This window comes from Nonomuraea sp. NPDC047529 (genome assembly GCF_040642995.1).
Lineage (GTDB): Bacteria > Actinomycetota > Actinomycetes > Streptosporangiales > Streptosporangiaceae > Nonomuraea.
Genome location: NZ_JBEYTJ010000003.1, coordinates 93852 through 114005, shown reverse-complemented (window position 1 = coordinate 114005; position 20154 = coordinate 93852). Strand labels below are relative to the sequence as shown.

The window sequence follows — 20154 nt, the reverse complement described above, 5'->3', positions numbered from 1 at the left end:
CTGCCTCAGATGTCCTGGCGTCCGGGCTCACGTGGGTTGTTGGATGCCAGGCGTCGACGCCCCACGAGGTCACTTGGCGGGCGGGGTTGGGCAGGAAAGGCGGGCGTAGAGGGCCGGCCGTCGCGCAGGGGTGGAGCCAGGGCGCCGCAGGCGCGGGGGGTGCGCCGGAGGCACCGAAGGAAGGACGCCTGAGCCCGAAGGGCGAAGACCGCTTGGCCGAGGTGCCCGCTCCCGTCATTCCACGGCGGCCGTGCTCTCCCGGACGATCAACTCCGTGGCCAGTTCCACCCGCTTGGTCTCCGGCACCTCGCCCTTCCCCATGCCCAGCACCGTACGGGTGGCCAGCGCCGCCATCTCCTGCAAGGGCTGTCGTACCGTCGTCAGCGGCGGCCAGGCCGACTTCGACAGCGGCAGGTCGTCGAACCCCACGACGCTCAGGTCCTCTGGTACGCGCAGCCCCCGCTGCCGGGCGGCCTCGAACACGCCGAACGCCATCAGGTCGCAGCCGGCGAAGATGGCGGTGGGCGGTTCGTCCAGGGACAGGAGCGCGTGGCCCTGGTCGTGGCCGGAGTCGACGAGGAAGGTGCCGCGCCGGATGAGCTCGGGGGCGAGCGGCACGCCGGCCGTCTCCAGGGCGGCCCGGTAACCGTCCACGCGGGCCTGGCTGCAGAGCATGTCGGCGGGGCCGCTGATCATGCCGATGCGGCGGTGGCCGAGTTCGAGCAGGTGGCGGGTGGCGGCGAGGCCGCCGTTCCAGTTGGTGGCGCCGACCGAGACGACGCCGGGCGCCGGCTCGCCCTCGGGGTCGACCACGACGAACGGCAGCGACCGCGCGCTGAGCTGGGCCTGCACGCCGGTGGACAGGCGGGAGGCGACGATCACCACGCCGTCGGTACGGCGGGCGGCCAGCCGTTCGAGCCAGTCGCGTCCGGGGCCGGCGTGGGTGTGCAGCACCGAGATGACGACGCTGGCCCCGGCCTCGTGGGCCGCGCTCTCCGCGCCGCGCACGATCTCCATGGCCCACGGCGACTCGATCTCGGCGAACACCAGGTCGACCAGGCCGGCGGGGCTGTCGTCCTGGCTGACGCGCCGCTGGTAGCCGTGCTCCTGGAGCAGCCGTTCGACCTTGTGACGGGTCGCCGGCGCCACCTCGGGCCGGCCGTTGATGACCTTGGAGACCGTCGGGATGGAGACTCCGGCCTCTTCTGCGATCAGTGCGATCGTCACGCGCCTCTTAGCTGACACGTTCGGGAGTGTATCCGAAAGTTTCGGACTGGGATCGCTCCCACGACAGCTATTGACGCCCTGGGCAGCACATACCTATGCTCCGACCAACGAAATTATCGGGGGATATACGAAACTTTCATACCGCTCGTGCCCGATGAAGGGACCCCTGGATGAAACGCGGTCTGATCCTCATGGCCACCGCCGTACTCGTCGCCGGATGCGGCAGCGGCGGGAATGACGGCAGTGGCGCGCAGCCCGGCAGCTCGCAGCAGGGCCAGAAGCCCGCCAAGGTGACGCTGGAATGGTGGCACCTGTCCACCTCCGAGCCGCTGAAGTCCCTGTGGGCGCAGCGGGCCAAGGACTTCGAGGCCGCGCACCCGAACGTCACCATCAAGGCGACGGTGCTGGAGAACGACGCCTACAAGGCCAAGCTCACCACGATCACCCAGTCCGGCAAGGCCCCGGACGTCTTCGTCACCTGGGGCGGCGGCGTGCTCAAGCAGCAGATCGACGCCGGCCTGGTCAAGGACGTCTCCGGCGACGTCGCCCCCGTGCTGGACACGTTCACCCCGGCGGCGCTGAGCGCGTACCAGTTCGACGGGAAGACGTACGGGCTGCCCACGGACATCGGGCTGGTCGGCTTCTGGTACAACAAGAAGCTTTTCGCCAAGGCGGGCATCTCGGCCCCGCCCGCCACCTGGACGGAGTTCCTCGGCGACGTCAAGAAGCTGAAGGCGTCCGGCGTCACCCCGATCGCGCTGGCGGGCAAGGAGAAGTGGCCGGGCCACTACTACTGGGCCTACCTCGCCATGCGCATCGCCGGCCTGCCCGCGCTCCAGCAGGCAGGCGTGGACCACGACTTCAGCAAGCCCGACTTCGTGGCCGCCGGGCAGCAGGTCAAGGCGCTGGCCGACCTCCAGCCGTTCCAGAAGGGCTTCCTCGGCGCGGGGTACGGCACCCCCGACGGACAGGCGGCCACGATCTCCAACGGCAAGGCCGCCATCGAGCTCATGGGCCAGTGGGCGCCCGCCGTCCAGAAGGACGCGGGCAAGGGCCTCGGCGACGACCTGGGCTTCTTCCCCTTCCCCGCGGTCGAGGGCGGCAAGGGCGCGATCGGCGACGCCTTCGGCGGCGGCAACGGCCTGTCGGTGGGCGCGGACGCGCCCCCGGAGGCCGTGGAGTTCGTGAAGTTCATGACGCAGATGGACCAGCACACCAAGGCCGTGGAGGCCGGCGGCGTGCTGCCGGTGCTCAAGGGCGAGGAGAACGCGGTCAAGGACGCCAACCTCAAGCAGGTCGCGACCCTGCTGGCCGGGGCCTCCGGCTACCAGCTCTACCTGGACCAGGCCTACCCGCCGGCGGTCGGCCAGCAGGTCAACGACAGCGTGGCCGAGCTGATCGCCGGGACCAAGACGCCGGAACAGATCGGCCAGGACATCAGCGAAGTGGCCAAGAGCGAATGACGACCCTGACCCGAGGGCCGGAGACGGTCACGCTTCCGGCCCCCGCCCCGGCGGGGCGGGGGCGCGGGCGGGCGGTCACGATCGCCCTGTTCCTGCTGCCCGCGCTGGTGCTCTTCCTGCTGCTGGTGGTGGCCCCGATCCTGGTGGCCGGCTACGCCAGCGCGTTCAAGTGGAACGGATTCGGCGGGCTGCCCACCGACTTCGTCGGGCTGGACAACTTCACCAGGCTCTTCTCCTCCGACATCTTCGCCACCGACCTGGCGCACCTGGCGGTCCTGGTCCTGTTCTCGGTGGTGATCCAGCTTCCGTTCTCGCTGGCCGTCGCGATGCTGCTGAACCAGCGCATCCGCGGGCGGGCGGTCTACCGGCTGGTGTTCTTCGCGCCGTACGTGCTGTCCGAGGTGATCACGGGCGTGCTGTTCTCGCTGATCCTCGCCCCGGACGGCGGGATGGCGAACCAGTTCCTGTCGGTGTTCGGGCTGGAGTCGGAGTTCCTGGCCGACCCGGACACCGTGATGCCCGCCCTCTTCCTGGTCATGACCTGGAAGTACTTCGGGTTCCACATGATGATCTACCTGGCCGGACGGCAGGGCATCCCGAACGAGCTGATCGAGGCCGCGCAGATCGACGGCGCGACGCCCTGGGAGACGTTCCGGCACGTCACGCTGCCGCTGCTCGGGCCGACGATCAGGATCAGCGTGTTCCTGTCGGTCATCTACACCATCCAGCTGTTCGACCTGGTCTGGATCCTCACCGGCGGCGGCCCGTCGCACTCCTCGGAGACGATGGCCGTCACCATGATGGAGTTCGGCTTCAAGCGCTCCCAGGTGGGTTACGCCAACGCGATCAGCGTCGTGATGTTCGTGCTCAGCCTCGTCTTCGCCCTCGTCTACCAGCGCGCGGTGATGCGCCGGGACCTGGAGGGCGCGACCACGTCCATGGGAGGCCGACGATGAACCACGGAAGGCCGCCCGCGCGGCGGCGCCGTCCCACCCTGCCCCTGCACGTGATCGCCTGGATCGTCGGCGCGTTCATCCTGGTGCCGATCGTGTACGCGCTGCTCGGCGGGTTCAAGAGCAACAGCCAGCTCTCCGGCAACCCCTTCGGCCTGCCCGATCCCTGGGTGACCTCGAACTACACCGACGTGCTCGGCTCGGGGTCGTTCTGGCGGCAGGTGTGGAACAGCACGTTCATCGCGGTCGCCACGACCGTGGTGATGGTCGGGCTGTCGGCGCTGGCCGCGTTCGTCTTCGCCAGGTTCGCCTTCCGGGGCAGGGAGGCGCTGTTCACGCTGTTCACCGCCGGGCTGATGTTCCCGTTCGCGGTGGCCATCCTGCCGATCTTCGTGCTGCTGCGCACGTTCGGGCTGCTGGACGACCCGCTCGGCGTGATCCTGACACAGGCCGCCTTCGGGCTGCCGCTGACGATCATCATCCTGCGGGGCTTCTTCCGGAGCATCCCGGGTGAGGTCGAGGAGGCCGCGATCATCGACGGCTGCTCGCCGTTCGGGTTCTTCTGGCGGATCCTGCTGCCGATGGCCCGCCCGGCCATGGCGACGGTCTCCGTGCTGGCCGTCGTGGGGAGCTGGAACAACTTCATGCTGCCCCTGGTGGTCTTCAGCGACGAGACGAGCTGGACGCTGCCGCTCGGCATCCAGCAGTTCCAGGGCCAGTACGCCGCCGACACCGCACGCATCCTCGCCTACCTGATCCTGGCCATGCTGCCGGCGCTCGGGTTCTACGCCATCGCTGAACGTCACCTGGTCGGTGGGCTCACCGCAGGTGCGACGAAAGGGTGAACATGCTCCACGTCTCCGGAAGCCGGCTCCTCACCCCCGAAGGCACCCAGGTACGGCTCAGGGGGGTGGGTCTCGGGGGCTGGATGAACATGGAGAACTTCATCACCGGCCACCCCGCGAACGAGACCTCGATGCGCGCGGCCGTGAGCGGCGTGCTGGGCGAGGAGCGGGCCGAGCTCTTCTTCGACCGGCTGCTCACCTCGTTCTTCACCGGCGGCGACGCCGGCCTGCTGGCCGAGCTGGGCATGAACTGCGTGCGCATCCCGGTCAACTACCGCCACTGGGAGTCCGACGCCCGTCCCATGGAGATCGACCCGAGGGGCTTCCGGCACCTCGACCGGGTGATCGGCCTGCTGGGCGAGCGCGGCATCTACAGCGTCATCGACCTGCACGCCCTGCCCGGCTCCCAGAACCAGCACTGGCACAGCGACAACCCGACGCATGTGGCGGCGTTCTGGCAGCACCGCCACTTCCAGGACCGGGCCGTGCACCTGTGGGAGGCGCTGGCCGACCACTACCGGGGGCATCCCTGGGTGGCCGGGTACAACATGGTGAACGAGCCGGGCGACGTCTCGGGCAAGGTGGTCGGCCCGTTCTACGACCGGCTGGTCAAGGCCGTACGGGCCGCGGACCCGGACCACGTCCTGTTCCTGGACGGCAACACGTACGCCACCGATTTCTCGATGTTCCGGGAGATGTACGAGAACACGGTGTTCGTCATGCATGACTACGCCCTGGCCGGGTTCGCCCATGGCGGTCCGTATCCGGGGCTCACCAGGGGCGAGTGGTGTGACCGGGGCCAGCTGGAGGAGACCTTCGCCCGGCGGTCGCAGTTCCAGCGCGAGACCGGCACGCCGTTGTGGGTGGGCGAGTTCGGCCCGGTCTACACCGGCGACCCGGAGCGGGACGCGCAGCGCTACCAGGTCCTGCGCGACCAGCTCGACATCTACGACGCCCATGACGCGGGCTGGTCGCTGTGGACGTACAAGGACGTGGGCCTCCAGGGGCTGGTGCACGCGTCGGGGGCGTACCTGGACCGGTTCGGCGCGTTCATCGCCAAGAAGCGGCGGCTCGGCGCGGACCGGTGGGGCTCGACCATGGAGGAGTGCGCCGACGTGCTCGGCCCGCTGCACCGGCTGGTCGAGACCGAGTTCCCGGGCTGGGAGCCCTACCCGTGGGGCGCCCGCTACCAGACCGACGACCTGATCAGGCACATCCTCTTCGCCCAGGCCCTGCTGCCCGAGTACGCCGAGCTGTTCAGGGGGCTCGGCGACGACGAGCTGCTCGCCCTGGCCGACTCGTTCGCGCTGGAGCGGTGCGTCCGGCGCGAGCCGCTGCTCGACCTGCTGGCCGGCAATCTCATGGGGTGACAAACCGCTCATACAGTCGGGTGCGTCACACCACCGGGCAAACTATCGCCATCACTGCTTGCGCTAGGTATGCTTCGGCTGCCCTAATTTAGGTAAGCCTTTCCTCAGCGAGCGGGAGTGACGGTGTTCGCCAGCTACCTCATCGGACTGCGCGAGGGACTGGAGGCGACTCTCGTCGTCTCCGTCCTCATCGCCTTCCTCGTCAAGAGCGACAGGAAGGACAAACTTCCCCAGGTCTGGACGGGAGTCGCCGCGGCGATCGCCCTGTCCGTCGGCTTCGGCGCACTGCTGACCTTCACCGCCGCCAACCTCGGGCACACCGGGCAGGAGCTGTTCGACGCGATCACCTCGCTGCTCGCCGTCGTGTTCGTCACCTGGATGATCTTCTGGATGCGGCGCACCGCCCGCGCGCTCTCCGGTGAGCTGCGGGGCAAGCTCACCGACGCGCTCCAGATGGGCTCGCTCGCGGTGGTCGTGATGGCCTTCCTGGCCGTGGCCCGCGAGGGGCTGGAGACGGCGCTGCTGTTCTTCGCCGCCGTCCGGGGCGCGACCGCCACCGTCGAGCCGCTGATCGGCATCGCGCTCGGCCTGCTCACGTCCGTGGTCATCGGCTGGGGGCTGTACAAGAGCGCGTTGAAGATCAACCTCACCAAGTTCTTCACCTGGACCGGCCTGCTGCTGATCCTGGTCGCCGCCGGCATCTTCAAGTACGGCATGCACGACCTCCAGGAGGCCAACATCCTGCCGGGGCTGAGCACGTACGCCTTCGACATCAGCGCCGCGCTGCCCGCCGATTCCTGGTACGGCGCACTGCTTTCCGGCATGCTCAACATCACGCCCCAGCCGAGCGTCGTCGAGGCCGTGGCCTGGATCGTCTACCTCGTGCCCACTCTCATTTTCTTCCTGCTGCCCCAGCGGGTGAAGACCACTCCCGCCGCCACCGCACCCGCGGCCTGAACAGGAGCATCATGCGTACCGCCATCAGCCTGTCCTTCGGCGCGCTCGCCCTGGCGACCCTGACCGCGTGCGGCTCGGGCACCACCGCCACGGACACCGGCAAGGGGTCGGCCGCCGCGCCCGGCAAGATCAATGTGGCCGCGTCCGACACCGAGTGCAAGGTCGCGACCGCGGAGATCACAGCGGGCACGAACACGTTCACGATCACCAACGGCGGGTCCAAGGTGACCGAGTTCTACGTGTACGCCCCCGGTGACCGGGTCATGGCCGAGGTCGAGAACATCGTGCCCGGCCTGACCAGGGAGCTGGTCGCCGAGCTGCCGGCCGGCGCGTACGAGACCGTGTGCAAGCCCGGCATGGTGGGCAAGGGCATCCGCAACGCCCTGAAGGTGACCGGCGAGCACAAGGCGCTCAGCTCCGACGCGCAGCTCGCCGGCGCGGTCACCAGCTACAAGCGCTACATCAAGTCGCAGAGCGACACGCTGCTGGTCAAGACCCAGGAGTTCGTGAACGCCGTCAAGGCCGGTGAGATCGCCAAGGCCAAGGAGCTGTACCCGGTCGCGCGGACGTACTGGGAGCGCATCGAGCCCGTCGCGGAGATCTTCGGCGACCTCGACCCGGCCATCGACGCCCGCGAGGCGGACCTGGCCGACGGCGAGGAGTGGACCGGTTTCCACCGGATCGAGAAGGATCTGTGGATCAAGAAGGACGTCAGCAAGGACGGCCCGGTCGCCGACAAGCTGATCGCCGACGTCAAGACCATCGTCGAGAAGTCCAACACCGCCGAGCTGACCCCGCTCAACCTGGCCAACGGCGCCAAGGGGCTGCTCGACGAGGTGGCCTCCGGGAAGATCACCGGCGAGGAGGACATCTGGTCGCACACCGACCTGTGGGACTTCGACGCCAACCTCCAGGGCTCCAAGGCCGCCGTGCAGTCGCTCCGCCCGGTGCTGGAGGAGCGCTCCCCCGACCTGGTCAAGACGCTGGACGAGAAGTTCGCCGCCGCCGACGCCGCGCTGGGCGCGCACCGGAAGGGCGACGGCTGGAAGCTGCACGACGAGCTGTCCAAGGCCGAGCTGAAGGCGCTGTCCGACGCGATCAACGCGCTGGCCGAGCCGATCAGTAAGATCGCTCCGGTCATCGCCAAGTAACGGGAGGTGGGGGCGATGTCGCAGGCCGGCGGGCGGATGAGCCGCCGCAAGCTGTTCGGGCTGGGGGCCGCGGGGGCGGCCGTGCTCGGGGCCGGGGCGGTGACGACCAGGTCGCTGCTGGAGGAGCCGCCGGTCGCGCACGCCGCCTCGACGTCCGATCCGTACCCGTTCTACGGCGGGCATCAGGCGGGCGTCGTCACGCCCGCCCAGGACCGGCTGCACTTCGTCGCCTTCGACGTCATCACCGACAAGAAGGCCGAACTGGTCGACCTGCTCCAGGAGTGGACGGCCGCGGCGGCCCGGCTGACGCAGGGCAAGGAGGCCGGGGCGTTCGGCGCGGTGGGCGGGGCGGCCGAGGCGGCCCCCGACGACACCGGCGAGGCGCTGGGCCTGCCCGCCTCGGGGCTCACGCTGACGATCGGGTTCGGCCCGTCGCTGTTCGACGACCGGTTCGGGCTGGCGGGCAAGCGTCCGGCCGCCCTCGCCGACCTGCCGAAGTTCCCCGGCGAACAGCTCATCCCGGAGATCTCGGGCGGCGACATCTGCGTCCAGGCCTGCGCGCACGACCCCCAGGTGGCCGTGCACGCCATCCGCAACCTGGCCAGGATCGGGTTCGGCAAGGTCTCGGTGCGCTGGTCGCAGCTCGGCTTCGGCCGTACGTCGTCCACCTCGCGGGCCCAGGCCACGCCGCGCAACCTCATGGGCTTCAAGGACGGCACCAACAACATGAAGCTGGAGGACGCCGACCTGCTGCGCGACCACCTGTGGGCCGCCGGCTCGGACGGCACCGCCTGGATGGCGGGCGGCACGTACATGGTCACCAGGAAGATCCGCATGACGGTCGAGACCTGGGACCGCGCCCCGCTCGCCGAGCAGGAGCAGATCTTCGGCCGGGACAAGGGCGAGGGCGCGCCGCTGGGCAAGAAGGCCGAGTTCGACGCCGTGGACCTCGCCGCCAAGGGCCCCGACGGGCAGCCGGTGATCAAGGAGAACGCGCACGTCAGGCTGGCCCACCCGACCAGCAACGGCAACGCCCACCTGCTGCGCCGCGGCTACAACTTCGTGGACGGCTCCGACGGGCTCGGCCGCCTGGACGCCGGGCTGTTCTTCATCGCCTACCAGCGCGACCCGCGCAGGCAGTTCGTGCCGGTGCAGATGAACCTGGCCCGGCACGACGCGCTCAACGAGTACATCAAGCACGTCTCCAGCGGCCTGTTCGCCTGCCCTCCCGGCGTCCAGGACGCGGGCGACTACTGGGGACGCACCCTGTTCGCCTGACCTTGCCCGGCGCCCGCCGTCAGCGGTGGCGGGCGCGGGAGGCCTGGGCGTGGGCGCGGTTGGCGCAGCGGGTCGAGCAGAACTGCCGCTTGCCCGGCCGGCTGCGGTCGATGAAGGCGTCGGTGCACGGCGTGGCCGCGCATCGGCGCAGCCGTTCCCAGTCGCCGGACGCGGCGATCTCCAGCAGCTCGGTGACGGCCCGTACGGCGAGCCGTCCCGCCGGCGCCGCCCCGTCCGACGCGACCAGCCGCAGCCGGGGCACGCCGCCCGCCGCGGTCACCGCCGGCCGCGCGGGCAGCCCGGCCACCCACTCCGCCAGCACCCGCGCCCGGTCGCCGGGCTCGGCGGCCAGCACCGCCCGCAACCGCCCCCGCACCTCCCTGACCTGCCGCAGGTCCTCCTCCCCGACCCCGCCCTGACCGCGCGGCGCCTGGTCGTTCTCGACCGGTTCGCCCAGTTCGCGGCAGAAGCGGTGCAGTTCCGCCACGTCGGGCAATCGTTCGGGATCGTCCAGGTACTCGTCCCACGTGTTGGCCAGATCGACGGCCACGAGACCCGTCTCGATGAACTGGCGCATCCCTCACCCTCCTGCTACTGTCACGACTATGAGCACTATAACCCCTGACAGAAACCTGACCATCCTCGACGCGCCCTCGAACCTGGGCCTGCGCCCACTCGCCGAGGATGTCATCCCCGGCTGCTACAAGGCCCCCTGGGCGCTGCGGAACAACGGGCTGGTCGCCCGGCTCGGCGCGGTCGACGCGGGCACGCTGATCCCGCCCCGATACGTCGCCACCTGGAAGCCGGGCGACGGCGTGCGCAACGGCGAGGCGATCGCCGCCTACACCCGGCGGCTGGCCGACCGCGTGGCCGGGATCAGGGCGTCCGGCGGGTTCCCCGTCCTGCTCGGCGGCGACTGCTCGATCATGCTCGGCCCCGCCCTCGCCCTGCGCAGGACCGGCCGCTACGGGGTGGCCTACCTCGACGCCCACGCCGACTTCCGCCACCTCGGCAACTCCCCGCACGTCGGCGCGGCGGCCGGGGAGGACCTGGCCCTGGTGACCGGCCGCGGCGACGACTACCTGGCCGACATCGACGGCCTGCGCCCGTACGTCCGGGACGAGGACGTCATCGTGCTCGGCGTCCGGGACGACGAGGACGTCCAGGACATCGCCGGCAGCGGGATCGCCTTCGTCGCCGGGAACGACATCCCCCTGGAGGCCGCCGAGCGCGTGCTCGTGCGCGACGACCTGGACGGCTTCTGGATCCACGTGGACGCCGACGTGCTCGACCCGTCCGTGGTGTCGGCCGTCGACTCGCCCTCCCCCGGCGGCCTGACCGGCGAGCAGCTCGCCGGCCTGCTCCGCCGGCTGGTCGCGCTGCCCGGCGCGGCCGGGATCGAGATCACCATCCTCGACCCCGACCTCGACGAGGACGGCAGCCAGGCGGCCACCCTGACCGACATCCTCGTCTCAGCCCTGAGCTGACCCGTGGCCTTCAGGGGCGGAGCCGTCCGCCCTGAGGATGCGGAAGACGGGATGGCGAGGTGCGATCCGCCGGAAACCGTCCAGCGACGCCTTCGGGCCGAGGCCGAGATGGGGGCGCGCGCCGGGCGCGACGGCGGCGTAGCGGCGCAGGATCTCGGGGCGGCGCTCGACCGGCACCTCCTCCAGCCTGATCGGCACCCCCCGCCCGCGGCGGCGCAGCACGGCCCGGCCACCGGCGGCCCGGACGTTGCGCACCCAGTTCGCCTCCGGCCCCAGCATGGACACGAGGAACTCGCCGCCCTCGTACCCCGCGACCACGACGGGCACCGACGTGCGGGCCCCGGTACGGCGTCCCACCACCTGGAGCACGGCCCCCTGGGGCAGCGGCAACCAGCGGGACGCGTACGTCAGCGCGTCGAGCCGGTTCATCGCGCGCATGAGCGCGTTGGGCCGCCCGCCCCGGTACATCAGGCGTTTGAGCGCCGCCAGCCGCCGGACGACGCCCGTCCACGCCGGGGTCACCGCACCCTCCTCCACAACAGCACGACCGCCGCGAGCCCCGGGACCAGCGGAAGGACCTGCGACCAGCCCAGCAGCGGCACGAGACCGACCTCGCCGTTGGTGTCCCGGACGGTCAGCGCCGCCAGCACCAAGCACAGGGCCACCACGAACAGCCCGGACCCCAGCCACCGGGCCCACCCCTTGCCCGCACGGGCCCCCAGGACGGTGACGAGCCAGCCGAGCAGCCCGAGCGCCCCCATGACGACGAGGATCACCGTGTACGCGGTGACGCCCTCGTCGATCTTCGCCGGAGCGAGCCCGGGGTAGCCGGTCCGGAGGTGTTCGGCCAGCCCTGACCGGTAGGCGAACACGAAGAGCGTGACGAGCAGCGTGAGCGCGGCGCCGCCGTACAGCAGGGCGAGGGCGCCCCGCGACTTCCCTGTCATGACATGAGTCCTTTCGTCGGCACAACATTCTTACAACGTATGTTTCTACTATACTTACGCGGTAAGAATCGAGAAAGGGCACCATGTCCCCGAAGCGCACCCGCGGCCAGAACGCCGGCCTCACCCGGCAGGCCATCCTGCGGGCGGCTCTGGCGCTGGCCGACCGCGAAGGGCTGAAGGCGCTGTCCATGCGCCGCATCGGCCAGGAGCTCGGCGTCGAGGCCATGTCCCTCTACCAGCACGTAGGCAGCAAGGACGAGCTGCTCGACGGCCTGGTCGAGCAGCTCGTCACGCAGGCCGCGCCGCTGCTGACCGAGGCCGCCTCATGGCAGGAGGGCCTGCGCGAGTACGCCCACACGCTGCTGCGCGTCCTGCTCGCGCACCCGAACGTCCTGCCCCTGGTGGTCAGCCGGCCCGCGATCACCCCCCAGAACCTGCGCCTGATGGAGGAGGGGCTGCGCGTGCTGCGCTCGGCGGGCCTGCCGCCGGACCGCGCGCTGGACATGCTCTACGCCGTGACCGGTTTCGTCGTCGGCCACGTCGCCATCCTGGCCGCCGGTGGCGGACCAGCTCCGGGCGACGGGATGCGGGACATCCCCGAACCGGACCTGCTGGAGACCCCGCTGCTGGCCGAGGCCACCCGGGCGCGGCGCGCCCAGCCGTCCTCGGGCACCGACCCCCGCTTCGTCTTCGCGCTCGAAGCCATGCTGCGCGGCTTCGGTGAGCCCTAGCGGAACACGTACCCACTCGTGCTGGTCTGTCCGGCGGCGTTCGTGGCGGTGACGGAGGTCCAGGGGCCGGGCGGGACGTAGGGGGCCCACGCCGACTCGGGGCGGCCCGGTCCGTGCCACTGCTGGGCGACGGCGACCTCGCGTCCGCCGGGCGAGGTGAAGCGCAAGGTGCCGCCGCGCAGGTTGTAGCCCTCGACCACGATCCCGGGCCGTCCGTCCCGGTCCTTCCGGTACGCGTTCACGATGATCGGCTGCCGCCGGCCGTCGGCGATGTCGTCGGCCAGGGAGGGGGTGGCCGGGCTCGCCTGGCAGGTGAAGAAGGGGTCCCAGCCGTAGGAGAGGATCTTCGCGGCGAGCCCGCCGGTCGCCATGATCTGCTGGTCCAGCCGGGCCTTGCTGGTACGCCCCCGGAACGGCAACGGCTCGACCCGGCCGCACTCGCCGTCCACCGGGGCGGGCTCGAAGCCCTCGACGTTCACCCACAGCTCGACCCCGGCGGGCACGCTCCGGGCCGCCGCCTCGATGTAGTCCCTGGTGGGCCCGTAGTAGCCGTCGGCGTTGCGCACCCGGCCGACCACCGGCACCAGCCTGGGGGCGACCATGGAACCGCCGTCCTCGATCCCGTGCACGGGGACCTTGCCGGTGCCCCGCCCGTCCTGCACGGCGACGGCCATGGGGGCGCCCGCGCGGGTGGCGGCGATGTCGGCGAGCCCACCGGGCACCTGGCCGGGCGGGAATCCGCGCCCCCTGCGGGCGTCGATGTAGGGGCTGACCAGGATCTTCCTGCCGGGCAGTGCGGCGGCGACCACCGCGTGCTGGGCCGCGTACAGCGCGAGCACGGGATCGCGCGGCCCCCGCTGGCGCATGGCCAGCTCGAACGACTGGTAGACCCCGCCGAAGGCCGACGACCCGCCGAACCGCTCCCGGTAGGCGGCCAGCACCCGCGCGGTGAAGGCGTTCAGCGCGGCGAGGTGCGCGAGGTCCGGCTCCCACGGCTTGCCGCGCCGCTGCGGCGCGGCGGGCAGCCCGGGGAACACCTTCATCCCGTACGCCGCCGCCTCCTCCACCAGATTGCCGACCCCGTCGCCGTCCGTGGAGACCAGCACGAGGTCCTGGACGCGATCGGCGCACGACGCGGCCAGCGACACCCGGTAGAAGACGCGGTCGCCGGCGTCGATCCGGCGGTCCACGCCGGGACAGCGCAGCAGCGAGCGCCCGAACTCCTCGCTGGTCACGTACGTGTACACGTGCCGGACGCGCTTGCCCGGCAGCCGCGCGCAGGGCCGCCCGTCCACCCGGCAGGCGGCGAACTCCGGTTCCATCGGCCCGGCCTCGAACCGGGGCCCGAACGTGACGAGCGTGTCACCGCCGAGCGAGTGGATCGCCTCCACCATCCGCCGCGTCACGCACACGTCGGCCCGCGGCATGACCCAGTAGCCCGTGATCGCGTACGGGGAGCCCGCCCGCGTGTCCCTGGGCGGGCACCCGTCGTCGCCCGCGCCCGCCCCGGCCGGGACCGCGACGAAGACCGCCAGGACCGCCACCACGACCAGCCACCGTAACCGGCGCACCCGTGCTCCCCTCGACGTACCGACCACAGTAGGGACCTACCCGATCCGCGGCCGTACGTGCCCCGGTGCCGGGCGGCCGGGAGGCGGCACGGACAATGGAGTCATGGTGAGCATCGACCTCAGTGGGAAGACAGCGCTGGTCACAGGCTCGACCCAGGGCATCGGGGCGGCCATCGCGGCCGGTCTGGCGGGGGCGGGCGCGCGGGTCGGCGTCAACGGCCGCAGCGAGGGCTCGGTGGCCGCCGCCATCGAGCGCATGGACCACGGCGACCTGGTGGCGGCGCCCGGCGACGTCTCCACCGACGAAGGGCTCCAGCGGATCCTCGGCTCGCTGCCGCGGGTGGACATCCTCGTCAACAACCTGGGCATCTTCGGGGCCAGGCCCGCGATGGAGATCGACGACGCGGAGTGGCGGCGGTACTTCGAGGTCAACGTCCTGACCGCGGTGCGGCTGACGCGCGCCTACCTGCCGGGCATGATCGAGCGCGGCTGGGGCCGGATCCAGTACATCGCCAGCGACTCGGCCATCGTCACGCCCGCCGAGATGATCCACTACGGCATGAGCAAGACGGCGCTGCTGGCCGTCTCGCGCGGGTTCGCCAAGGAGGCCGCCGGGAGCGGGGTGACGGTCAACTCGGTGATCGCCGGGCCCACGCACACCGGCGGCGTGGAGGAGTTCGTCTACCAGCTCGTGGACCGGGAGCTGCCGTGGGAGGAGGCGCAGCGGGCGTTCATGCGCCAGTACCGTCCGCAGTCGCTCATCCAGCGGCTGATCGAGCCCGAGGAGATCGCCAACATGGTCGTCTACCTCAGCTCGCCGCTCGCCTCGGCGACCACGGGCGGCGCCCTGCGCGTGGACGGCGGCTACGTGGACGCCATCCTGCCCTGACCTCCGCCGCCCGCCCGCGCTCAGTACGACTGGAGCTCGATCAGGTTGCCCTCCGGGTCGCGCAGGTGGGCCGTGCGCAGGCCGGGCCCCCAGGCGGGACGGTCCTGGGGCGGCGCGGCGACCGTGGCCCCGAGCCGGACGAGCCGGTCGGTCTCGCCGTCCACGTCGTCGACCTTCATCACCAGCATCACCGTGTCCTGGGCGGCCGACGCAGGCAGCCCGGCGGTGCCGACGACCTCGGCGACACGGTCGCGGCCGAAGAGCACCAGACCGGCCTGGCCGTCGATGTCCCAGTTGGCGTAGGCGGCCTCCGTCAGCACCTTGACCGGCTCCACGCCGAGGGCGGCCCGGTAGAAGGCGACGCTCGCCGGGAAGTCGCGCACCAGCAGCCGAGGGTAGAGGGCGTCCATCCTGGACCTCCAATATTAGTGGGTAACTACCAACTATTGGCAACAACCTACACTTCTGGATGAGATGGAACTGCCACCCACCCTGCTCGGGACGACCACCTTCGTGCTGCACAAGGTCGGCGTCGCCAACCGGCGCGCCCTGGCCGCGCGGCTGACCGCCGACACGGGGCTGAGCCTGTGGGAGTTCGCGGCGCTGGCCACGCTCGACGACTTCGGTCCGGCCGCCCAGCGGGAGGTCGGCGACCGGCTGGGCCTCGACCCGAGCGACATGGTGCGCCTGATGGACGGGCTCATGAACGAGGGCCTGGCCGCCCGGGAGCGCGACCCCGCCGACCGCCGCCGCTACCGGATCTCGCTGACCGCCGCCGGCCGCGACACCCTCGAACGGGCCCGCGCGGTGGTGGCGGACGTCGAACGCGAGACCCTCGCCCCGCTGACGGACGCCGAGCGCCGCCACCTCCACATTCTCGTCACAAAACTCTTCTCCCCTTGACAAATTCCATAACGCAGGTCAACTGAATAACAACAGTCACAACAACTGCCCTCTTTGCACAAAGAATCAGATCATGTTAGATGGAGGGCAAGCTCCGGGAGAGAGGACCGGGCATTGTGACGCTGATTCTCGATGGCGTCCGCGTACGGCAGCGCGGGGAGACCTGGCTCGACGACATCCACCTGGAACTACCCAACGGACTGACCACTCTCGTCGGCCCGATGAACTCGGGAAAGACCACGCTCATGCGGGTCGCCGCCGGGCTGCAGCCGCCTGATTCCGGACGGGTGCTGGTCAACGGAAATGACGTCACCTCGATTTCCGTGCGAAAGCGCTCGGTCGCCTTCGTCTATCAGCAATTCATCAATTACCCGTCCCTCACCGTCCGGCAGAACATCGCCTCGCCGCTGCGGCTGGACCGGTCGTACCGGAAGGACGACATCGACCGGCGGGTGCGGGAGGTGGCCGCGATCATGGGCCTCGGCGACCTGCTGGACCGCAGGCCCGCGGAGCTGTCGGGCGGCCAGCAGCAGCGCACGGCGATCGCCCGCGCGCTGGCCAGGCCCGTGGACGTGCTGCTCCTCGACGAGCCGCTGGCCAACCTCGACTTCAAGCTGCGCGAGCAGTTGCGCGAGGACCTCAAGCGCATGTTCGCCGGCGCGCCTGGCGTCGTCCTGTACTCCACGGCCGACCCGAACGAGGCCCTGACCTTCGCCGCGCCCGCCGTGGTGCTCGGCGAGGGCCGGGTGCGGCACGTCGGCGACCCGGCCACCATGTACGCCGAGCCGCCCACGCTCGACGTCGCGGCCACGCTCAGCGACCCGCCGCTCAACCTGCTGCCCGGCACGGTACGGAACGGCCGGATCGAGGTCCTGGGCACGTCCTTCCCCGCGCCGCCCGTCCCCGCCTCGGGCCACGACGTCGTGCTGGGCATCCGCCCCCACCAGGTCACGATCACCAGGACCGGCCCCGGCGCGCTGGAGCTGCCCGCCGAGATCAGGCTGGCGGAGGTGACCGGCGGCGCGACGTTCCTGCACCTGCTGCTGGACGGACGGCGGCACCTGGTCGCCCACCTGCCGGGCACCCGGCAGTTCACACCCGGCGAGCCGACCACCGCGTACGTGGACCCGCGGCACATCTTCGTGTTCGACGAGGCCGGCGGCCGATTACCGGCGGTCCCGGCGGCGGGGGCCGGCCCGCATGGCTGACATCCGCCTGGAAGGCGTGGGCCACAGCTACGACGGCGGCCGGACCTGGGCGCTCAGGCCGACGACCTGGACGTGGCGCGGCGCCAGGGCCTACGCCCTGCTGGGGCCGAGCGGCTGCGGCAAGACGACGCTGCTCAACATCATCTCGGGGCTGCTCACGCCCACCGTGGGCCGGATCTGGTTCGACGACCGCGAGGTGACCGGGGTCCCCACGGCCGGCCGCGACATCGCCCAGGTCTTCCAGTTCCCCGTCCTGTACGAGGAGATGTCCGTCTACGGCAACCTGGCCTTCCCGCTGCGCAACCGGAAGGTCCCGGCCGAGGAGGTCCACCGGCGCGTTTTGCGGGTCTCGGCCATGCTGGGCCTGGACGACGTGCTGCGCCGCCGGGCACGCCGGCTCGACCCGGGCCGCAAGCAGATCGTCAGCCTGGGCCGCGGCCTGGTACGCGAGCAGGTGGCGGCCGTGCTGCTCGACGAGCCGCTGACCGTGGTGGACCCGGCGCTGAAGTGGACGCTGCGCAGCAAGCTCAAGGAGATCCACCGCGACACCGGCCACACCCTCGTCTACGTCACCCACGACCAGACCGAGGCGCTGACCTTCGCCGACGAGGTGGTCGTCCTCAACGACGGCCGGATCGTGCAGGCCGGGGAGCCGGCGGAGCTGTTCCTGTCGCCCGCGCACGAGTTCGTCGGCCACTTCATCGGCTCGCCCGGCATGAACGTGCTGCCCGCCGAGATCGGCGGCGACGGCGTGGTCAGGATCGGCCCCTCGGCGGTCGGCGCGGCGGGCGCGGCCGGCGCGATGGGGGGTGGGTTGCCGCCCGGGCCGGTGCGGATCGGGGTGCGGCCCGAGTTCGTCCAGGTCGGCGGCCCGGTGCGGAACCCCGGCGCGGCGGGCAGGGTGACCGGGGTCGACCGCATGGGGTCCCATGACCTGGTGCGCGCCGAGATCGGCGGCCATCCGCTGATCGCCAGGACCGAGGCCGGCTCTCCCTGGACGCCGGGCGCGGTCGTGTTCCTGCATTTCCCCGCGGACCGCACGTTCCTGTTCCGCGACGAGGTCAGGTGCGGCTCGCTCGCACCCCTGGACGGAAGGGGTCAGGCATGACCGACCGGACCGCCGTCGCGGGCGGCCGGACAGGCGGCGAAGCAGCCGGCGAGGTCGTCCCGGACGCCGCGCCCGCGACCCCTGCCGAGGCCGCCGGGTCGCGGGCCGATCCCCGTCCGCGGAACAACCGGGCCTGGCTGCTGGTGCTGCCGGTCGTGGTGTCGGTGGCCTTCACCGCCGTGATCCCGCTGATGACCGTCGTGAACTTCTCCGTCCAGGACGTCTTCAGCCCGGTGGACCGGGTGTTCGTCGGCCTGGACTGGTTCCGGCAGATCGCCCGCGACCCCGAGGTGCGCGCGGCGCTCGTGCGCACGCTGCTGTTCTCGGCCCAGGTGCTGCTGGTGGAGATCCCGCTCGGCGTGGTCATCGCCGTGTGCATGCCGCGCCGCGGGTTCTGGGTGTCGGTGGCGCTGGTGCTGGTGGCGCTGCCGCTGCTCATCCCGTGGAACGTCGTGGGCACGATCTGGCAGATCTTCGCCCGCGGCGACATCGGGCTCGGCGGCTGGGCGGTCAACAACGTGCTGCACGTCAACTTCAACTACACGCTCGACTCGGCCGACGCCTGGATCACCGTCCTGGTCATGGACGTGTGGCACTGGACGCCGCTGGTGGCGCTGCTGGCCTACGCGGGGCTGCGGTCGATCCCGGAGCCGTACTTCCAGGCCGCGCAGATCGACGGCGCCTCGGCGTGGGCGACGTTCCGGCACATCCAGCTCCCGCGGCTGCGCGGCGTGCTGACGATCGCGATCCTGCTGCGGTTCATGGACAGCTTCATGATCTACACCGAGCCGTTCGTGGTGACCGGCGGCGGGCCGGGGAACGCGACCTCGTTCCTGAGCATCCTGCTGTCGAAGATCGCCGTCGGCCAGTTCGACCTGGGCCCGGCGGGCGCGTTCTCGCTGCTGTACTTCCTGCTCGTCCAGGTCGCCTGTTACGTCTTCTTCACCGTGCTGACCAGGGCGGGGAGGTGAGCCCGGTGCGCCACCGGCTGCCGTGGGCGCGCACGGTCTTCTGGCTGTACGCCGCCACGCTGATGTTGCCGCTGCTGTGGATGTTCGGCATGTCCATCCGCCCGAACGAGGACATCCTGGGCAGCTTCTCGCTGATCCCGCAGCGCGTGACCTTCGACAACTACGCCACGTTCTTCACCGATCCGTCGTGGTATTCGAGCTACCTGAACTCGATCGTCTACACCTCGATGAACGCGGTCATGTCGCTGGTGGTGGCGCTGCCGGCGGCGTACGCGTTCTCGCGGTTCCGCTTCGCCGGGGACAAGCACCTGTTCTTCTGGCTGCTGACGAACCGGATGGCGCCGCCCGCGGTGTTCCTGCTGCCGTTCTTCCAGATCTACCAGGCGGTCGGGCTGTTCGACACGCATCTGGGCGTGGCGATCGCGCACATGCTCTTCAACGTGCCGCTGGCGGTCTGGATCCTCGAAGGCTTCATGTCGGGGATCCCGCGGGAGATCGACGAGACCGCGGCGATCGACGGGTACTCGCTGCCGCGCTTCTTCGTGCGGATCTTCCTGCCGATGATCCGGTCCGCGCTCGGCGTCACCGCGTTCTTCTGCTTCATGTTCAGCTGGGTGGAACTGCTGATCGCCAGGACGATCACGTCCGTGGACGCCAAGCCCATCGCGGCCACCATGACGCGGACGGTGAGCGCGGCGGGCGTGGACTGGGGGCTGCTGGCCGCGGCCGGCGTGCTGACGATCGTCCCCGGGGCCGTCGTCATCTGGTTCGTGCGCAACTACATCGCCAAGGGGTTCGCCCTGGGGAGGGTCTGACCGTGCAGTGGATGGTGTGGACCGTCCCCACGGCCCTGGTGTTCGCCGGGCTGGCGCTGCTGCTGTGCGGGATGGCCGTGTGGGCCCGGATCTCCCCGCCCGTGGCCCGGCGCGGGTTCCTGCGCATCGAGACCGACCGGGGCGACCGGCTGTACATCGGCCTGATCAGCGCGGCCGTCGTGCTGGCCCTGTGGATTGCAGTCACCGACCTGTCCATGTGGGCGGCGCTCGGCGTCGCGCTGCTGGTCGTGGTCGTGATCGGGATGTGGGGCTGAGAGGA

22 protein-coding genes are annotated in these 20154 nt (G+C 70.9%); 16 read left to right on the top strand and 6 right to left on the bottom strand.

Annotation, left to right across the window (positions count from 1 at the left end):
* Positions 1-234: 234 nt before the first annotated feature.
* Positions 235-1245, bottom strand: a complete 1011-nt coding sequence (locus tag ABZ815_RS07020) for a LacI family DNA-binding transcriptional regulator (protein ID WP_357694869.1) — start codon at positions 1243-1245, stop codon at positions 235-237.
* 152 nt (positions 1246-1397) lie between these two features.
* Here ABZ815_RS07020 and ABZ815_RS07015 point away from each other — a divergent pair, with 152 nt between their 5' ends.
* The 7 genes from ABZ815_RS07015 to efeB all read left to right on the top strand — a co-directional run bounded on the left by ABZ815_RS07015 (position 1398) and on the right by efeB (position 9244).
* A complete protein-coding gene (locus ABZ815_RS07015) occupies positions 1398-2690 on the top strand; it encodes an extracellular solute-binding protein (protein ID WP_357694867.1) in 1293 nt (430 codons plus the stop codon).
* Positions 2687-3646 carry a sugar ABC transporter permease gene (locus ABZ815_RS07010; RefSeq protein WP_357694865.1) on the top strand — a complete coding sequence of 320 codons (960 nt, stop codon included), beginning with the start codon at positions 2687-2689 and terminating at the stop codon, positions 3644-3646. The genes ABZ815_RS07015 and ABZ815_RS07010 overlap by 4 nt, the downstream gene beginning before the upstream one ends.
* Positions 3643-4488 (top strand): carbohydrate ABC transporter permease, encoded by an 846-nt coding sequence (locus tag ABZ815_RS07005; RefSeq protein ID WP_357694863.1) that lies wholly within the window; start codon positions 3643-3645, stop codon positions 4486-4488. Before ABZ815_RS07010 ends, ABZ815_RS07005 begins: the two co-directional genes overlap by 4 nt.
* A gap of 2 nt (positions 4489-4490) precedes the next feature.
* Positions 4491-5858, top strand: a complete 1368-nt coding sequence (locus ABZ815_RS07000; protein WP_357695412.1) for a cellulase family glycosylhydrolase — start codon at positions 4491-4493, stop codon at positions 5856-5858.
* A gap of 123 nt (positions 5859-5981) precedes the next feature.
* Positions 5982-6815, top strand: a complete 834-nt coding sequence (gene efeU / locus ABZ815_RS06995; RefSeq protein WP_357694861.1) for an iron uptake transporter permease EfeU — start codon at positions 5982-5984, stop codon at positions 6813-6815.
* A gap of 11 nt (positions 6816-6826) precedes the next feature.
* Complete coding sequence (efeO, locus tag ABZ815_RS06990; RefSeq protein WP_357694859.1) at positions 6827-7966, top strand: iron uptake system protein EfeO; 1140 nt, start codon at positions 6827-6829, stop codon at positions 7964-7966.
* A 15-nt stretch (positions 7967-7981) separates the two neighbouring features.
* Entirely contained in the window at positions 7982-9244 is a 1263-nt protein-coding gene (gene efeB / locus ABZ815_RS06985) for an iron uptake transporter deferrochelatase/peroxidase subunit (RefSeq protein ID WP_357694857.1), read from the top strand.
* 19 nt (positions 9245-9263) lie between these two features.
* Here the strand turns inward: efeB and ABZ815_RS06980 are convergent, their stop codons facing one another.
* Positions 9264-9821: a CGNR zinc finger domain-containing protein gene (locus ABZ815_RS06980; RefSeq protein ID WP_357694855.1), complete on the bottom strand. Its 558-nt coding sequence runs from the start codon at positions 9819-9821 to the stop codon at positions 9264-9266.
* A gap of 28 nt (positions 9822-9849) precedes the next feature.
* Between ABZ815_RS06980 and ABZ815_RS06975 the strand changes: the two genes are divergently transcribed.
* The gene (locus ABZ815_RS06975; RefSeq protein ID WP_357694853.1) at positions 9850-10731 is read left to right on the top strand and encodes an arginase family protein; all 882 of its coding nucleotides are present in this window, start codon (positions 9850-9852) and stop codon (positions 10729-10731) included.
* On the opposite strand, the gene ABZ815_RS06970 is transcribed toward ABZ815_RS06975, so the two are convergent.
* Both ABZ815_RS06970 and ABZ815_RS06965 read right to left on the bottom strand, forming a co-directional pair.
* Positions 10717-11253, bottom strand: a complete 537-nt coding sequence (locus ABZ815_RS06970; protein WP_357694851.1) for a nitroreductase/quinone reductase family protein — start codon at positions 11251-11253, stop codon at positions 10717-10719. The genes ABZ815_RS06975 and ABZ815_RS06970 overlap by 15 nt on opposite strands.
* Positions 11250-11678 carry a hypothetical protein gene (locus ABZ815_RS06965; RefSeq protein WP_357694849.1) on the bottom strand — a complete coding sequence of 143 codons (429 nt, stop codon included), beginning with the start codon at positions 11676-11678 and terminating at the stop codon, positions 11250-11252. Before ABZ815_RS06965 ends, ABZ815_RS06970 begins: the two co-directional genes overlap by 4 nt.
* An 83-nt stretch (positions 11679-11761) precedes the next feature.
* Here ABZ815_RS06965 and ABZ815_RS06960 point away from each other — a divergent pair, with 83 nt between their 5' ends.
* A complete protein-coding gene (locus ABZ815_RS06960; protein ID WP_357694847.1) occupies positions 11762-12409 on the top strand; it encodes a TetR/AcrR family transcriptional regulator in 648 nt (215 codons plus the stop codon).
* Here ABZ815_RS06960 and ABZ815_RS06955 read toward each other — a convergent pair.
* Positions 12406-13980: a DUF4434 domain-containing protein gene (locus tag ABZ815_RS06955; RefSeq protein WP_357694845.1), complete on the bottom strand. Its 1575-nt coding sequence runs from the start codon at positions 13978-13980 to the stop codon at positions 12406-12408. The genes ABZ815_RS06960 and ABZ815_RS06955 overlap by 4 nt on opposite strands.
* A 106-nt stretch (positions 13981-14086) precedes the next feature.
* Between ABZ815_RS06955 and ABZ815_RS06950 the strand changes: the two genes are divergently transcribed.
* On the top strand, positions 14087-14869 hold the full coding sequence (locus ABZ815_RS06950) for an SDR family oxidoreductase (RefSeq protein ID WP_357695410.1): 783 nt from the start codon (positions 14087-14089) through the stop codon (positions 14867-14869).
* A 20-nt stretch (positions 14870-14889) separates the two neighbouring features.
* Here ABZ815_RS06950 and ABZ815_RS06945 read toward each other — a convergent pair whose 3' ends face one another.
* Positions 14890-15279, bottom strand: a complete 390-nt coding sequence (locus ABZ815_RS06945) for a VOC family protein (protein ID WP_357694843.1) — start codon at positions 15277-15279, stop codon at positions 14890-14892.
* Between the two features lie 64 nt (positions 15280-15343).
* Between ABZ815_RS06945 and ABZ815_RS06940 the strand changes: the two genes are divergently transcribed.
* From ABZ815_RS06940 to ABZ815_RS06915, 6 genes are all read left to right on the top strand, one after another.
* The gene (locus ABZ815_RS06940) at positions 15344-15772 is read left to right on the top strand and encodes a MarR family transcriptional regulator (protein WP_357694841.1); all 429 of its coding nucleotides are present in this window, start codon (positions 15344-15346) and stop codon (positions 15770-15772) included.
* 116 nt (positions 15773-15888) lie between these two features.
* Positions 15889-16980: an ABC transporter ATP-binding protein gene (locus tag ABZ815_RS06935; RefSeq protein ID WP_357694839.1), complete on the top strand. Its 1092-nt coding sequence runs from the start codon at positions 15889-15891 to the stop codon at positions 16978-16980.
* Positions 16973-18088 carry an ABC transporter ATP-binding protein gene (locus tag ABZ815_RS06930; protein WP_357694837.1) on the top strand — a complete coding sequence of 372 codons (1116 nt, stop codon included), beginning with the start codon at positions 16973-16975 and terminating at the stop codon, positions 18086-18088. The genes ABZ815_RS06935 and ABZ815_RS06930 overlap by 8 nt, the downstream gene beginning before the upstream one ends.
* Positions 18085-19059: a sugar ABC transporter permease gene (locus ABZ815_RS06925; protein ID WP_357694835.1), complete on the top strand. Its 975-nt coding sequence runs from the start codon at positions 18085-18087 to the stop codon at positions 19057-19059. Before ABZ815_RS06930 ends, ABZ815_RS06925 begins: the two co-directional genes overlap by 4 nt.
* A gap of 62 nt (positions 19060-19121) precedes the next feature.
* Positions 19122-19874 (top strand): carbohydrate ABC transporter permease, encoded by a 753-nt coding sequence (locus ABZ815_RS06920; protein ID WP_357695409.1) that lies wholly within the window; start codon positions 19122-19124, stop codon positions 19872-19874.
* A gap of 11 nt (positions 19875-19885) precedes the next feature.
* The gene (locus tag ABZ815_RS06915; protein ID WP_357695407.1) at positions 19886-20149 is read left to right on the top strand and encodes a DUF2160 family membrane protein; all 264 of its coding nucleotides are present in this window, start codon (positions 19886-19888) and stop codon (positions 20147-20149) included.
* Positions 20150-20154: the final 5 nt, after the last annotated feature.

Coding starts and splice junctions, on each gene's coding strand:
- ABZ815_RS07015 (WP_357694867.1), top strand. CDS start 1,398: ATGAAACGCGGTCTGATCCTCATGGCCACCGCCGTACTCGTCGCCGGA.
- ABZ815_RS07010 (WP_357694865.1), top strand. CDS start 2,687: ATGACGACCCTGACCCGAGGGCCGGAGACGGTCACGCTTCCGGCCCCC.
- ABZ815_RS07005 (WP_357694863.1), top strand. CDS start 3,643: ATGAACCACGGAAGGCCGCCCGCGCGGCGGCGCCGTCCCACCCTGCCC.
- ABZ815_RS07000 (WP_357695412.1), top strand. CDS start 4,491: ATGCTCCACGTCTCCGGAAGCCGGCTCCTCACCCCCGAAGGCACCCAG.
- efeO (WP_357694859.1), top strand. CDS start 6,827: ATGCGTACCGCCATCAGCCTGTCCTTCGGCGCGCTCGCCCTGGCGACC.
- efeB (WP_357694857.1), top strand. CDS start 7,982: ATGTCGCAGGCCGGCGGGCGGATGAGCCGCCGCAAGCTGTTCGGGCTG.
- ABZ815_RS06980 (WP_357694855.1), bottom strand. CDS start 9,821: ATGCGCCAGTTCATCGAGACGGGTCTCGTGGCCGTCGATCTGGCCAAC.
- ABZ815_RS06975 (WP_357694853.1), top strand. CDS start 9,850: ATGAGCACTATAACCCCTGACAGAAACCTGACCATCCTCGACGCGCCC.
- ABZ815_RS06965 (WP_357694849.1), bottom strand. CDS start 11,678: ATGACAGGGAAGTCGCGGGGCGCCCTCGCCCTGCTGTACGGCGGCGCC.
- ABZ815_RS06960 (WP_357694847.1), top strand. CDS start 11,762: ATGTCCCCGAAGCGCACCCGCGGCCAGAACGCCGGCCTCACCCGGCAG.
- ABZ815_RS06945 (WP_357694843.1), bottom strand. CDS start 15,279: ATGGACGCCCTCTACCCTCGGCTGCTGGTGCGCGACTTCCCGGCGAGC.
- ABZ815_RS06940 (WP_357694841.1), top strand. CDS start 15,344: ATGGAACTGCCACCCACCCTGCTCGGGACGACCACCTTCGTGCTGCAC.
- ABZ815_RS06930 (WP_357694837.1), top strand. CDS start 16,973: ATGGCTGACATCCGCCTGGAAGGCGTGGGCCACAGCTACGACGGCGGC.
- ABZ815_RS06925 (WP_357694835.1), top strand. CDS start 18,085: ATGACCGACCGGACCGCCGTCGCGGGCGGCCGGACAGGCGGCGAAGCA.
- ABZ815_RS06920 (WP_357695409.1), top strand. CDS start 19,122: ATGTTGCCGCTGCTGTGGATGTTCGGCATGTCCATCCGCCCGAACGAG.
- ABZ815_RS06915 (WP_357695407.1), top strand. CDS start 19,886: ATGGTGTGGACCGTCCCCACGGCCCTGGTGTTCGCCGGGCTGGCGCTG.